The sequence below is a fragment of the Thermomonospora cellulosilytica genome (assembly GCF_014138835.1).
GTDB classification, from domain to species: domain Bacteria; phylum Actinomycetota; class Actinomycetes; order Streptosporangiales; family Streptosporangiaceae; genus Thermomonospora; species Thermomonospora amylolytica.
Genome location: NZ_JACJII010000001.1, coordinates 2,777,619 through 2,790,998 on the forward strand (window position 1 = coordinate 2,777,619; position 13,380 = coordinate 2,790,998).

A 13,380-nucleotide genomic window follows, 5' to 3' on the forward strand; every position below is an offset into this window, starting at 1 on the left:
GGTGAACCCTTTTCACTCGGTCGCTGCGATCTGCGGGTGGACGGGCGGTGGAAAAGGGCTCAGTCCACCAGTCCGACGGTGACCGCGAACGGCACGGACAGGTAGCCGGCGACGAGCACGACGGCGAACGCGGTGGCGGCCAGGTTCAGGGTGCGGGCCCGCTGCGGGCTGGTGACGCCCAGGCTCTGCGCGGCGCTGACCAGGCCGTGCCGCAGGTGGAAGCCCACCGCCACCACGGCGAGCACGTAGAAGAGGGTCACGTACCAGCGCTCGGGCGCGAAGTCGGCGGCGACGTTGCGGTACACGTCGCCGTGCACGTACCCGGGGTTGACGGTGCCGGTCGTGAGGTCCAGCACGTGGTAGACCACGAACAGGGCGATGATCACGCCGCCCCACCGCATGGTGCGGGCCGCGTACGAGCCCTGCACCCTGGCGCGGTGCCGGTAGCGGACGGGCCGGGCCCTGCGGGCCCGGGCGGTCAGCTGCACCGCCATGGTGATGTGCAGGATCACCGAGGCCAGCAGCACCACCCGCATGATCCACAGGAACCACTCGTGGTGCAGGACGGGCGCACCGATCGTCCGCAGCCAGGCGGCGTACTCGTTGATCTCCTCCGGCCCGAAGAAGATCTTCAGATTGCCCACCATGTGGGCCACCAGGTACAGCACCAGGACGGCGCCGGTCACGGCCATGATCGTCTTCTTGCCGACCGTGGAGCGGTACAGCGCCGGGATCGCGCGGGGTGAAGTTTGAACCACGGCGGCACGGTAGGTCCGCCGAGCTCAGCCCGTCCAAGTCATCAAGACACTCGTTTCCATAGCCTTTGGCTATGAACCGTGCGGTGTGGGACTTTCGTCCCATTCCGAACGTCGTTCGAGGTGAGCGACCTCACAGACGGTCACGGAAACCCGACCGCCCGTCCGAGCGTCTCAGCACCCTCACTTGGGGAGCTTGACCACCGTCACGAAGAAGTCGTCGATCTGGCGGACGACCTCGATGAAGCGCTCGAAGTCGACCGGCTTGGTGACGTAGGCGTTGGCGTGCAGGTGGTAGCTGCGCAGGATGTCCTCGTCGGCCTCGGAGGTGGTGAGCACCACGACCGGGATGGAGCGCAGGTCGGGGTCGGCCTTGACCTCGCCGAGCACCTCGCGGCCGTCCTTGCGGGGCAGGTTGAGGTCCAGCAGGATCAGGTCCGGCCGGCGGGCGTCGGCGTACTCGCCCTGGCGGCGCAGGTAGGCCATCGCCTCCTCGCCGTCGCTGACCACGTTGAGGATGTTGCCGACCTTGTTGTCCTCGAACGCCTCGCGGGTCAGCAGCACGTCCCCGGGGTCGTCCTCGACCAGGAGGACCTCGATCGCGCGCACGGGGTCACTCATCGCCTGTCTCGTCGCCTTCCGTCGTGTCGTGGTCCGCCCGCCGCGCCCGGGCGCCCGCCTCCTGCGCGGGCAGCGTCCAGCGGAACGTGGTGCCGGGGCCGGTGTGGTCGGTCTCCAGCCAGATCCGCCCGCCGTGGTACTCCACGATCTTGCGGCACATGGCCAGCCCGATCCCGGTGCCCGAGTAGCTGTCCTGCGGATGCAGCCGCTGGAAGATGAGGAAGATCCGCTCGGCGTACTTGGGGTCGATGCCGATCCCGTTGTCGCTGCAGGCGAACTCCCACATGTCCGGGTGCTCGGCCGAGCGCCGCACGGCCAGCCGCACCCGGGGCGGCTCGTCGCCGTGGAACTTGATGGCGTTCCCGACCAGGTTCTGCAGCAGCATCGCCAGCAGGGTACGGTCTCCGGTCACCACCGGCAGCTCGTCCGCCTCGATCCGCGCCCCGGTCTCCTCGATGGCGTGGCCGAGGTCGTGCCGGGTGCGCTCCAGCGTCCGGTTCAGGTCGACCGGCTCCATCGGCCGCTCCGAACGGCCCACCCGGGAGAACATCAGCAGGTCGCTGATCAGCGCCTGCATCCGCTTGGCGCCGTCCACCGCGAAGTCGATGTAGCGCCGGCCCCGCTCGTCCAGCTTGTCGCCGTACCGGCGCTCGATCATCTGGCAGAAGCTGGCCACCTTGCGCAGCGGCTCCTGCAGGTCGTGGCTGGCCACGTAGGCGAACTGCTCCAGCTCGGCGTTGGAGCGGCGCAGCTCGGCGGCCTGCTCGGCGGCCAGCAGCCGCGCCTCGGAGCTGATCCGCCACTCCTGCACGATCCGGTGCCGCATCGAGTCCACGATCCCGGCCAGCTCGGCCAGCTCCGCCGGGCCGGAGATGTCCAGCGGATGCGCGAAGTCGCCCTGCGAGACCGCCCGCACCCGTTCGGTCAGCCGCCCGATCGGCCCCAGCACGGTGCGCCGGATCAGCACCACCACCGCGATCGCCACCAGCACGATCACGATCCCGGTGAACGCCAGCGACAGGTACAGCGTGCGGGCCCGCTCGCGCAGCTGGGCGTCGTAGGTGCCGTGCAGCTCGGTCAGCTCCCGCTGGGTGGCCGAGTTGGCGGCGGTGGCCTCCCGGAACAGCGTGCGGCCGGTCTCGTTCAGCTCCGGCGTCATGTCCGCGCCGCCGGCCAGCGGCACCGCGAACTGGGCGCGCCAGGTGGCGGCGGCCGCGCCGGCCCGGGCGAGCTGGTCCAGCGCCGGCTCGGCCTCGGGAACGTCGGCCAGCAGCCGCCGCATGGTGGTCACCGCCCGGTCCTCCTGGGCCACCGCCTCCCGGTAGGCGGCCAGGTCGGCGCGCCGCCGGTGCCGCTGGTAGGCGCGGATCGCGGTGTCCTGCTCGTCCAGCGCGGTGGTCAGCTGGAAGTGCTGCAGCGCGGCCGGGTCGACATGGTCGATCAGGGCGTCCCGGGCCCGGTTGTTGCCCTGCAGCGCCAGCGCCGACAGCACCAGCGAGGCCAGCAGGATGACCGACAGCAGCAGCGCGGCGGCGCTGAACCACTGCCCCACCTTGATCCGGCTCAGCCCGCGGCGCGGCGCGGGCGGCTTCAGCGGGGCCAGCTTGGGCGGCAGCGGCGACCCGGCGCTCATCGACCCGGGCAGCGGCTCGGCCCGCCCGGGCCGGTCGGCCTGTTCGATCCGTGGCGCCTCGGTGCTCAACGGCGCTCCTGCCCGGTCAGCAGCAGCACCGCCACGTCGTCGGTCAGCTCCTCGCCGTTGAGCCGCTCGACCTCGGCGACCAGGGCGTCGATCAGCGCGCCGCCGGCCTTGCCGGCGCGGCGGGCGTCCCGGGCCAGCGTCACCAGGCCCTCGGTGCCCAGCCGCACCGAGCCCTCCCCGATCCGGCCCTCGATCAGCCCGTCGGTGTACAGCAGCAGCCCCCACGAGGCGGGCAGCGCGATCTCGGCGGCCGGCCAGGCGCCGGCGTCCACCAGGTCGGTCGGCAGCCCCAGCGCGGGGCCGGACGGCTCGTCGGGAACGGCGGCCACCTCGTCCCCGGCCAGCAGCAGCGGCGGCGGGTGCCCGGCCAGGTGCATCCGGGCGGTGCGCAGCGACGGGTCCACGGTGATCGTGCAGACCGTGGTGAACAGCTCGTCGCTGCGCCGTTCGTGCCCGAGCACGGTGTTCAGGGTGGCCAGCAGCTGCCCGCCGGTGTGCCCGGCCAGCACCAGGGTGCGCCAGGCCATCCGCAGGCACACGCCCAGCGCGGCCTCGTCGGGGCCGTGCCCGCACACGTCGCCGATCATCAGGTGCACCGACCCGTCGTCGGTCTGCACCGTGTCGTAGAAGTCCCCGCCCAGCAGCGCCCGGCGGCGGCCCGGCCGGTAGCGGGCGTGGTGCCGCAGCGCCTCGTCGTCGATCAGCGGCACCGGCAGCAGGCCGCGCTCCAGCCGGGCGTTCTCCCGGCTGACGATGCGCGCCTCGACCAGCCGGCGCTCGCTCTCCTCGGCCCGCTTGCGCTCGATCGCGTACCGGATCGCACGGGCCAGCAGCGGCCCGTCCACCTCGCCCTTGACCAGGTAGTCCTCGGCGCCCAGGGCGACCGCCCGGACCCCCAGGTGGGCGTCGGCCAGTCCGGTCAGCACCACCACCGCGGCCCGGTCGGTCAGCGACAGCACCTCCTGCAGCAGCTCCAGCCCGCCGGCGTCGGGCAGCGACAGGTCGGCCAGCACGCAGTGGATGCGGCCCGACATCCGCCGCCGCGCCTCGCCCAGCGTGCGGGCGTGCAGGATCTCCACGTCCAGCCCGGAGTCGGCCAGCAGCTCCTCGACCAGGAAGGCGTCCCCGGGATCGTCCTCGATGAGCAGCAGGCGCAGCCTGCCGTCGATCCCGGGCAGTACCGTGGTGGGGTGGTCGCTGGTCGTGCTCACTAAAGGCCTTCGGATGGTCGGCGCGGGCGCTGGCCCGCAGGCAGGCTCGGCATGGGCATAAGCATGGCTCGGGTAACGGCTCGGCATGGCGTCACCGGCCACACGGGTGGCCGTGCCGGGCAGCGGCTCGGGACCGGCCGCCGGAGGCCCCGGCTCTGGAGCGGCGTCGTCGCGAAGGGTCTGGGGGCCGCTCCGCATGCCCTTGACCTTACCTCCTTCCCCTCGCTTGTCACCAACGCGCGCGGCCTGCGGCGAGTGCCAGGGGCCGCCGGAAAACCGTTCGTCTTCCGGCGACGGGCCTGCCTAGGGTCGCTGCGTGAAGGATGCACTACCGGCCGCCGATCCGGGAGTCCCCGACCATCGCACCCCGGGGCGATATCTGTGGTGGCTGGCGCGTACGCAGGCCGGGCCGCTGCTGCGCGGCATCGGCTGGGGCGTGGTGTGGATGGCCGCGCTGGCGCTGATCCCCCTGGCGATCGGCCGGGCGATCGACGCGGGCGTGGCCGCCCGGGACACCGGCGCGCTGCTGGCCTGGTCGGCGGTGCTGCTGGGACTGTTCGGGCTGCAGGCCGCGGCGGGGGCGATGCGGCACCGGCGGGCGGTGTTCTGCTGGCTGGCGGCGGCGTACCGCACCACCCAGGTGGTGACCCGGCAGGCCGCCCGGCTCGGCGCCACCCTGTCCCGCCGGATCAGCACCGGCGAGGTGGTCAGCGTCGGCGTCACCGACGTGTCGCACATCGGGGACGCGCTGGACATCGTGATCCGCGGCACCTCCTCGGTGGTCGTGATCGTGGCGGTGATCGGGCTGATGCTGGCCACGGACCCCGGCCCGGGCCTGGTCGTGCTGGCGGGCGTGCCGGTGGTCCTGCTGGTCGCGGCGCCGCTGCTGGGCCCGTACCGGCGGCACACCCGGCGGCTGCGGGAGCTGGTCGGCGACCTGAACACCCGGGCCACCGACATCGTGGCGGGCCTGCGGGTGCTGCGCGGCGTCGGCGGGGAGGACCTGTTCGCCGCCCGGTACCGCGACCAGTCCCAGCGGGTCCGGCGGGCCGGGGTGGACGTGGCCCGTGCGGAGTCGATGCTGGCGGGCGCGGAGGTGCTGCTGCCGGGACTGCTGACCGTGGCGGTCGTGTGGCTGGGGGCGCGGTCCGCGCTGGCGGGCGCGATGAGCCCCGGCGAGCTGGTCACCGTGTACGGGTACGCGGTGTTCCTGGTCCTTCCCATGGCGACGCTGGGGGAGGCCGCCGACAAGCTCACCAAAGGGCATGTCGCCGCGAGCCGGGTCGTCGCGCTGCTGGCGCTGGACCCCGAACCGGACGGCGAGGGCACCCGGGAGCCGGCCCGCCCGGCCGACCTGGTGGACCCCCTCTCCGGGCTGGTGGTCCGGCACGGCCGGCTGACCGCGCTGGCCGCCGCGTCCGCCGCCGACGCCCGCGCCATCGCCGACCGGCTGGGCCGGTACACCGAGGCGGACAAGGCCGGCGACGTCGACGTCACCTATGGCGGGGTGCCGTTGCGGGACCTGGCCCGCCTTCGGGAACGGATCATCGTCGCGGTCAACGAGGACGTTCTGCTGTCCGGGCCGCTCGCCGACACGCTCTCCTGCGGAGACCCCGGCCGGGACCTGGACGCGGCGATCGCGGCGGCGTCGGCGGAGGACATCGTGGCCGCGGTCGGACGGGACGCCCATGTCGTGGAGGCGGGCCGGGAGTTCTCCGGCGGGCAGCAGCAGCGGCTGCGGCTGGCCCGGGCACTGGCCGCCGACCCCGAGGTGCTGGTGCTGGTCGAGCCGACCAGCGCGGTCGACGCGCACACCGAGGCCCGGATCGCCGAACGGCTGAGGAGGGCGCGGGCGGGCCGCACCACGCTGGTGTGCACCACCAGCCCGCTGATGCTCGACCGGGCCGAGCACGTGGTGTTCGTCGAGGACGGCGTGGTGGTCGCCGAGGGCGCGCACCGCGACCTGCTCGACGCCGAGCCGCGCTACGCGGCGGCGGTGACCAGGAACGAGGACGCCGACCGGGTCTCCGGGACGGCGTGAGGAGCGGCGATGAGCGCACAGATCCTGCCGGTGGCCACGCCCCGCCAGGTGCGCGCGTACGCGCGGCGGCTGGCGCTGCGGCATCCCCGCGCGCTGGCCGGTGCGCTGGCGCTGCACGCCCTGGCGGCGGCGGCCGGGCTGGTCGTGCCGCGCCTGCTGGGCGACCTGGTGGAGGACGTGTCCGACGGGCGCGCCGCCGCCGACGGGGTGGCCCTGGCCATCGCGGTGTTCCTGGTCGCCCAGGGGGTGCTCCAGCGGCAGGCGTACTACGCCTCGACCCGGCTCGGCGAGCAGGTGCTGGCCGAGCTGCGCGAGGAGTTCGTGGAGCGGGTGCTGGCGCTGCCGCTGTCGGTGGTGGAGCGCGCGGGCACCGGCGACCTGGTCAGCCGTACCTCCCGGGACGTGGGGAGCCTGGCCAACGTGGTCCGCTTCGCGGTGCCGGACACGCTGATCTCGCTGGTGATCATCGCGTTCACGGCCGGCGCGGTGATCCTGGTGGGGCCGCTGCTGGTGCTGCCGGGCCTGGTCGCGGTGCCGCTGTACTGGCTGGTGACCCGCTGGTACCTGGCCCGCGCCCGGAACGGCTACCTGCGGGAGAACGAGGCCTGGGCGACCCTCACCGACGGGCTCGCCGAGACCGTCGTCGGCGCCCGCACCATCGAGGCGTTCGGCCTGCGGGAGCGGCGGCACCGGCGGACCGACGCCGACATCGCCGCCAGCTGGGCCTGCGAGCGGTACACCCTGCGCCTGCGCACGGTGTACTTCCCCGGCATCACCCTGGCGCTCGGCCTGCAGGTGAGCCTGACCCTGCTGGCCGGCGGGATCTTCCACGTCCACGGCTGGGCGTCGCTGGCGCAGGTCACCGCCGCCGTCCTGTACGTCCAGCAGCTCGCCGGGCCGCTGGAGCGGGTGCTGAGCCGGCTGGACGAGCTCCAGCTCGGCGGCGCCGCCCTGGCCCGGCTGCTGGGCGTCGGCGACGTGCCGCCGGACCGCGCCCCCTCGGCGGGCGGCGCGCCCGAGATCTCCGGGGAGCCCGCGCTGGAGGCCCGTGACGTCCGGTACGCGTACCGCACCGGCCGGGACGTCCTGCACGGCGTCGACCTGGCGCTGCGGCCGGGGGAGCGGCTGGCGGTCGTCGGCCCCAGCGGCGCCGGCAAGTCCACCCTCGGCAGGCTGCTGGCCGGCGTCCACGGCCCCCGCACCGGCGCGGTCACGGTCGGCGCCGACGGTGCTGCCGGGCACCGGGTGCCGCTGACCGACCTGCCGCTGGACGAGCTGCGCGGCCACGTCGCCCTGGTCACCCAGGAGCAGCACGTCTTCCGCGGCACGCTGCGCGACAACCTGGTGATGGCCCGTCCCGACGCCACCGACGACCAGGTCCGCGCCGCGCTGGAGGCCGTCGACTGGGACGGCCCGGACCTGGACGCCGTGGTCGGCTCCGGCGGCCACGCCCTGTCCCCGGCCCAGGCCCAGCAGCTCGCCCTGGCCCGCCTGGTGCTGGCCGACCCGCACACCCTGGTCCTGGACGAGGCCACCTCCCTGCTGGACCCGCGGGCCGCCCGCAGGCTGGAACGCTCGCTGGCGGCCGTCCTGCACGGCCGTACCGTGGTCGCCATCGCGCACCGCCTGCACACCGCCCACGACGCCGACCGCGTCGCGGTGGTCGAGAACGGCCGCATCACCGAACTCGGCTCCCACCACGACCTCATCAGGGCCGGTGGCCCCTATGCCGCGCTGTGGAGGTCCTGGCACGGCACGAGCGACGGGTGACCGCCCGGGCGGATTACCCGAGGTGGGTCTTGAGGAAGTCGACCTGCAGGTGGAGCAGGTTCTCCGCCACGACCTCCTGGGGGGTCATGTGGGTGACCCCCGACAGCGGCAGGACGGTGTGCGGGCGTCCGGCCGCCAGCAGGGCCGACGACAGGCGGAGGGTGTGGGCGGCCACCACGTTGTCGTCGGCGAGGCCGTGGATGAGCATCAGCGGGCGTTCCAGCCGGGGCGCGTCCTCGATGAGGGAGTTGCGGACGTAGTTCTCCGGCTCCTCGTCGGGGTGGCCCAGGTAGCGCTCGGTGTAGTGGGTGTCGTACAGCCGCCAGTCGGTCACCGGGGCGCCCGCCACGGCCGCGTGGAACACGTCCGGGCGGCGCAGCACCGCCAGGGCCGCCAGCCAGCCGCCGAACGACCAGCCGCGGATCCCCACCCGGCCGGTGTCCAGGGCGTCGGGGAACCGGCGGGAGGCCTCCTCCAGCGCGGTGATCTGGTCCTCCAGCACCGGGCCGGCGAAGTCGCCGTGGATCGCGCGCTCCCAGCGCACGCCCCGCGCCGGGGTGCCCCGCCCGTCGGCGATGACGACCGCGAAGCCCTGGTCGGCCAGCCACTGGGCCTCGTTGTAGGCGCGGCGCACCGCCAGCACCCGCTGGGCGTGCGGCCCGCCGTACGGGTCCATCAGCACCGGCAGCCGCCCGTCCTCCGGCTTCCATCCGGCCGGCAGCAGCATCGCGGTGCGGACCTGCCGTTCCCCGGCGTTCAGCAGGTGCACCGACGGGGTGATCACCGGGGTCTCCGCGCGGGAGGCGATCTCGTGCGAGCCGCCCGGCGCCGTCACCCGCACCTCGACGCCGTCGCGGTCGAGCCGGGAGGCGGTCAGCACCGTGACCTTGCCCGAACGGACCCCGCCGAAGACCCCCCGCCCCTCGCTCAGCCGGGTCAGCTCGCCCGGCGCGTACGACCACACGTGGACCTCGGTCGGCTCCTCGGAGGCGGTGAACAGCACCGAGTCGCCCTCCACGCCCAGCACCGAGCGCACCTGCAGGCCCGCCGGGGTGACCGGCTCGCCGCCCACGGTCAGCCGCCGGGTGTCGGTCTCGGCGTCCTCGACCGTCCACACCAGCGCGCCGTCACCGGTGCGGGCGGGCACCCCGGGAACGATCTCCAGCCAGACCGGGTCGTGCGAGACGTGCAGCACGGAGGTGTCGCCGCCGGCCGGGTCCACCGTCAGCACCCGCATCACCCGCTGGTCCCGCGACTGCACCACGACCAGCGGGCCGTGCCGGTCCCACACGGCGGTGACCAGGTACGGGAACTCCGAGCGGTCCCACACCACCGGCCTGCGGTCGCCCTCCACCGAGATCAGGTACAGCGCCACGTACGCGTTCGGGGTGCCCGCCGCCGGGTAGGCGACCTCGGTCGCCGGGCGGTCGGGGTTGGCGGGGTCGGCGATGTGCCAGCGCGTCACCGGGGTCTCGTCCACCCGCGCCACCAGCAGCGACGCCCCGTCCGGCGACCACCAGTAGCCGCGCATCCGGCCCATCTCCTCGGCCGCGATGAACTCCGCGAGCCCGTAGGAGACCTGGTCGCTCTCCGGCCGCACCAGCGCCCGGTCGCCGCCGCCGTCCACGCCGACGACCCGCAGCGTCCGCCCCGACACGTACGCCACCCGCCGCCCGGACGGGTCCGGCCGCGGGTCGAACACCGGGGTCGCGGCCGGCAGCGCCCGCACCGCGCCCTCCCGCAGGTCGGCCAGGAACAGCTGCCCGCCCAGCGCGAACGCCGCCGTCCGCAGCTCCCGGTCGGCGGCGAACCCGACGATCCCGCCGGCCTGCTCGCGGGCCCGTTCGCGGCGGGCGCGTTCCTCCGGGGGCAGATTCTCCTCACCCGGAACGGGCAGCTCCGCGGGGTCGGCGACCAGCCGTTCGGTCCCGGTGGCCAGGTCCAGCGTCCACAGGCAGGTGACCGGGTCGGTGCCCGACCTGGTGCGCAGGAACGCCAGGACGGAGCCGTCGGGCGCGATCTGGAAGCCGCGCGGGACGCCCAGGGTGAACCGGCGGGTACGGGCACTCTGCCGTGGGAAGCTGATGGTCATGGTCCGAGTCTGCCAGCCCCCTCGGGCGGGCCGGGAACGGGCATGACGGACGCCGATCGGGGAATGTGATGCCGGATGAGGCGAACGACACCCCCATGATCGCCGTCCACTCCTTCGAGGGCGCGTCACCGCGCCCGCCCCTCCGGTAGTTTCGGAGGTTCTGCCCCTAGGTCCTCGCGTACAGGAGTGGTCGATGCCGGAGCTGCAGCCGGGTGATCCGCGGCGGCTGGGTACCTACGAGATCGTCGAGCGTCTCGGCGAAGGCGGCCAGGGCGTGGTCTACCTCGGCCTGGCGGCCGACGGGACCAAGGTCGCCATCAAGCTGCTGCGGGCCGACCTGACCGAGGACGAGACCGCCCGCGCCCGGTTCGTGCGCGAGGTCCAGGCGGCCAAGCAGGTCGCCCGGTTCTGCACCGCCCAGGTGCTGGAGGCGGACGTGGCCGGGGACCGGCCGTACATCGTCAGCGAGTTCGTGCCGGGCAAGTCGCTGCAGAAGCTGGTCACCGAGGAGGGCCCGCGGGCCGGCGCCGCCCTGGACCGGCTGGCCATCGGCACCATGACCGCGCTGGTGGCGATCCACCAGGCGGGGATCGTGCACCGCGACTTCAAGCCGCACAACGTGCTGATGGCGCCGGACGGCCCCCGGGTGATCGACTTCGGCATCGCGCGCGCCCTGGACCCGGGCTCGGCGGCCAGCACCAAGGCCATCGGCACCCCCGCCTACATGGCGCCCGAGCAGGTGATGGGCTCGGCGCTGACCGAGGCGGTGGACGTGTTCTCGTGGGGTTCGACGATGGTGTTCGCGGCGACCGGGCGGCCCCCGTTCGGCCAGGACACCATTCCCGCGGTGATCAACCGGCTGCTGAACGAGGAGCCGGACCTGACCGGGGTGCCGGACGACCTGGCCGGGCTGATCCGCGAGTGCCTGAACAAGGACCCGCAGGCGCGGCCCACCGCGCAGGCGCTGATGATGCGGCTGATCGGCGGGGGAGGCCCGGTGGCGGGCGCGGTGCCCCCCGCTCCTCCGGCCGCCGACGCGACCCGCCTCGACGAGCCGGCCGCGCCCGAGGCCACCCGGATCGCCGGCCCCGAGATGGCCGCCGCGATGGGCGCGGGCGCGGTCGCCGCGGGCGGCGAGCTGCCCACCGAGGTGCTGGCCGAGGGGCAGCAGCTGGCCGGGCAGGACACCCACCCCAGGGGCCGGTACGCCGCGGTGAGCGAGGGCACGCTGCCCGGCGTCCCCGGCTACCCGCAGCCGCCGGGCCGTTCCGGCGACGGCAGGTCCAGGGGCCCGGTCATCGCCACGGTCGCGGCGGTCGCGGGCGTGCTGCTGCTGATCGGCGGCCTGGTGTACGCGGCGCGCGGCGACGATCCGTCCGGCACGCCCACCCCGTCGCCGACCGTCTCCAGCACCGTCGAGGAGCAGCAGCCGCAGCTCCCGCCGCAGGAGCCGGAGGAGACGCAGGAGCCCACCTACACCGAGCCGGCGCCCGAGCCCACCGGCGGGCAGACCGCGCCGCCCACCGGCGACCCGACCGTCACGGCCCCGCCGACCACCGTGCCGACCAGCCCGCCGTCCGGCGGGGGCGACGGCGGCGGCGACACGGGCGGCGGCGACACCGGCGGCGGGGGCACCGGCGGTGACGGCGGGGGCGACACCGGCGGCACCGGCGGGAGCGGCGGCGGCGCCGGCGGCGGTGGCAGCGAAGGGACCAGCCGACATGTCGTTCCGGCGCCCTGAGTAGGGTCGGCGTATGAGCGAGACGGAGCGGCGGATTCTGTTCGTCCACGCCCACCCGGACGACGAGTCGATCGGCACCGGCGCCACCATGGCCAAGTACGCCGCGGAGGGCGCGCACGTCTGCCTGGTCACCTGCACGCTCGGCGAGGAGGGCGAGATCGTCCCCGACGAGCTGCGCCATCTGGCCTCCGACAAGGAGGACCGGCTGGGCGAGTTCCGGATCGGGGAGCTGGCCGAGGCGTGCTCCGCGCTGGGGGTGACCGACCAGCGCTTCCTCGGCGGTCCGGGCCGGTGGCGCGACTCCGGCATGATGGGCGCCCCGTCCAACGACCACCCCCGCTGCTTCTGGCGGGCCGACGTGGACGAGGCCGCCGCCGAGCTGGTCCCGGTCATCCGCGAGGTGCGGCCGCAGGTGATCGTCACCTACGACGAGCACGGCCACTACGGGCATCCCGACCACATCCAGGCGCACCGGGTGACGCTGCGGGCCCGCGAGCTGGCCGCCGACCCGGCGCACGGCCGGGGCGAGCCGTGGCGGGCCGCCAAGCTCTACGCCACCGCCACGCCCCGCACGGTGCTGGCCCGGTCGATCGCGCTGATGCGCGAGTCCCGGCACCCGTTCAAGCGGGTCACCAGCATCGACCAGCTCGGCTACGGGGTGCCCGACGACCAGGTGACCACGGTGGTGGACGCCCGCGCCCACCTGCCGGCCAAGCTGGCGGCGCTGCGCGCGCACCGCACCCAGATCACCGTGGCGGCCGAGGACGTGGGGCCGTTCTTCGCGCTGTCCAACAACATCGGCCAGCAGGCGTTCGGCGCCGAGTACTACACGCTGCTGGACGGGCCGGGCGGGCCGAGGGCGGCCGACGGGCGGGAGAGCGGCCTGTTCGCCGGGCTGCCCGGGCTGGAATGACGGGCCGATACCCTCGGTGGCCGTGGACGAGAAGCCGAACGGCGGGGTGCCGCTGACCAAGGACGACGGCGCGCCGGCACCGCCCCCGGCGGCGCCGGCGTCCGGGCGGGAGGCGGCGGTCGTCGCCGGCGCGGCCTACGGGGTGCTGGCGCTGCTGGGCGTGCTGCTCGGCGTCGTCGGCTCCCTGCACTACGGCTGGTCCGCCGGGACGGTCCCGGTCGCGGCGCTCGCGCTGGTCGCGGTGAACTTCGCGGTCTGCCGGCTGGCGGGCTGGGGGATGGGCGGCAAGCTGGGCGCGGCGACGCCGTGGACGACCTGGATGGCCGTGGTGATCCTGGCGTCCGCGGAGCGTTCCGAGGGCGACCTGCTCATCGCCGGCGACCTGGCGGGCTACGTGTTCCTGGTCGGGGGGATGGTGAGCGGCGGGCTGGCCGTCGCGGTCACCCGGTCCGCCGCCCCCGCCGGATCCTGGCTGGTGGGGCCGGGGCTGCGCGGCCGGGGCTGACCCGCGGTGCCACTGGGGCGCCTGGGTAG

The 13,380-nt window shown here is 74.7% G+C and carries 10 protein-coding genes; 5 read left to right on the forward strand and 5 right to left on the reverse strand.

Annotated elements, in window-relative coordinates:
* Positions 1-59: 59 nt before the first annotated feature.
* From HNR21_RS13375 to HNR21_RS13390, 4 genes are all read right to left on the reverse strand, one after another.
* The gene (locus tag HNR21_RS13375; RefSeq protein ID WP_182705475.1) at positions 60-758 is read right to left on the reverse strand and encodes a succinate dehydrogenase cytochrome b subunit; all 699 of its coding nucleotides are present in this window, start codon (positions 756-758) and stop codon (positions 60-62) included.
* A gap of 180 nt (positions 759-938) precedes the next feature.
* Positions 939-1,376, reverse strand: a complete 438-nt coding sequence (locus tag HNR21_RS13380) for a response regulator (protein WP_119727379.1) — start codon at positions 1,374-1,376, stop codon at positions 939-941.
* Positions 1,369-3,078, reverse strand: coding sequence for a sensor histidine kinase (locus HNR21_RS13385; RefSeq protein WP_182705476.1), 1,710 nt, complete (start codon positions 3,076-3,078; stop codon positions 1,369-1,371). The genes HNR21_RS13380 and HNR21_RS13385 overlap by 8 nt, the downstream gene beginning before the upstream one ends.
* Entirely contained in the window at positions 3,075-4,289 is a 1,215-nt protein-coding gene (locus HNR21_RS13390; RefSeq protein WP_233358961.1) for a PP2C family protein-serine/threonine phosphatase, read from the reverse strand. Before HNR21_RS13390 ends, HNR21_RS13385 begins: the two co-directional genes overlap by 4 nt.
* A gap of 316 nt (positions 4,290-4,605) precedes the next feature.
* Between HNR21_RS13390 and HNR21_RS13395 the strand changes: the two genes are divergently transcribed.
* Together HNR21_RS13395 and HNR21_RS13400 are read left to right on the forward strand one after the other, a co-directional pair.
* Positions 4,606-6,330, forward strand: a complete 1,725-nt coding sequence (locus HNR21_RS13395; protein WP_182705477.1) for an ABC transporter transmembrane domain-containing protein — start codon at positions 4,606-4,608, stop codon at positions 6,328-6,330.
* Positions 6,331-6,339: 9 nt separating this feature from the next.
* Complete coding sequence (locus HNR21_RS13400) at positions 6,340-8,100, forward strand: ABC transporter ATP-binding protein (RefSeq protein WP_182705478.1); 1,761 nt, start codon at positions 6,340-6,342, stop codon at positions 8,098-8,100.
* A gap of 13 nt (positions 8,101-8,113) precedes the next feature.
* Here HNR21_RS13400 and HNR21_RS13405 read toward each other — a convergent pair whose 3' ends face one another.
* Complete coding sequence (locus tag HNR21_RS13405; protein ID WP_182705479.1) at positions 8,114-10,192, reverse strand: S9 family peptidase; 2,079 nt, start codon at positions 10,190-10,192, stop codon at positions 8,114-8,116.
* A gap of 193 nt (positions 10,193-10,385) precedes the next feature.
* Between HNR21_RS13405 and HNR21_RS13410 the strand changes: the two genes are divergently transcribed.
* From HNR21_RS13410 to HNR21_RS13420, 3 genes are read left to right on the forward strand one after another with little or no spacing between them, the layout of a single operon-like run.
* The gene (locus HNR21_RS13410) at positions 10,386-11,933 is read left to right on the forward strand and encodes a serine/threonine-protein kinase (protein ID WP_182705480.1); all 1,548 of its coding nucleotides are present in this window, start codon (positions 10,386-10,388) and stop codon (positions 11,931-11,933) included.
* A 13-nt stretch (positions 11,934-11,946) separates the two neighbouring features.
* Positions 11,947-12,846, forward strand: coding sequence for an N-acetyl-1-D-myo-inositol-2-amino-2-deoxy-alpha-D-glucopyranoside deacetylase (mshB, locus tag HNR21_RS13415; protein WP_182705481.1), 900 nt, complete (start codon positions 11,947-11,949; stop codon positions 12,844-12,846).
* Positions 12,847-12,868: 22 nt separating this feature from the next.
* Positions 12,869-13,351: a DUF6113 family protein gene (locus tag HNR21_RS13420; protein WP_182705482.1), complete on the forward strand. Its 483-nt coding sequence runs from the start codon at positions 12,869-12,871 to the stop codon at positions 13,349-13,351.
* The last annotated feature ends 29 nt before the right edge of the window (positions 13,352-13,380 follow it).

Bases quoted from the DNA above. Each gene is read 5' to 3' on its own strand.
- HNR21_RS13380 (WP_119727379.1), bottom strand. From the start codon at position 1,376: ATGAGTGACCCCGTGCGCGCGATCGAGGTCCTCCTGGTCGAGGACGAC.
- HNR21_RS13400 (WP_182705478.1), top strand. From the start codon at position 6,340: ATGAGCGCACAGATCCTGCCGGTGGCCACGCCCCGCCAGGTGCGCGCG.
- HNR21_RS13405 (WP_182705479.1), bottom strand. From the start codon at position 10,192: ATGACCATCAGCTTCCCACGGCAGAGTGCCCGTACCCGCCGGTTCACC.
- HNR21_RS13410 (WP_182705480.1), top strand. From the start codon at position 10,386: ATGCCGGAGCTGCAGCCGGGTGATCCGCGGCGGCTGGGTACCTACGAG.
- mshB (WP_182705481.1), top strand. From the start codon at position 11,947: ATGAGCGAGACGGAGCGGCGGATTCTGTTCGTCCACGCCCACCCGGAC.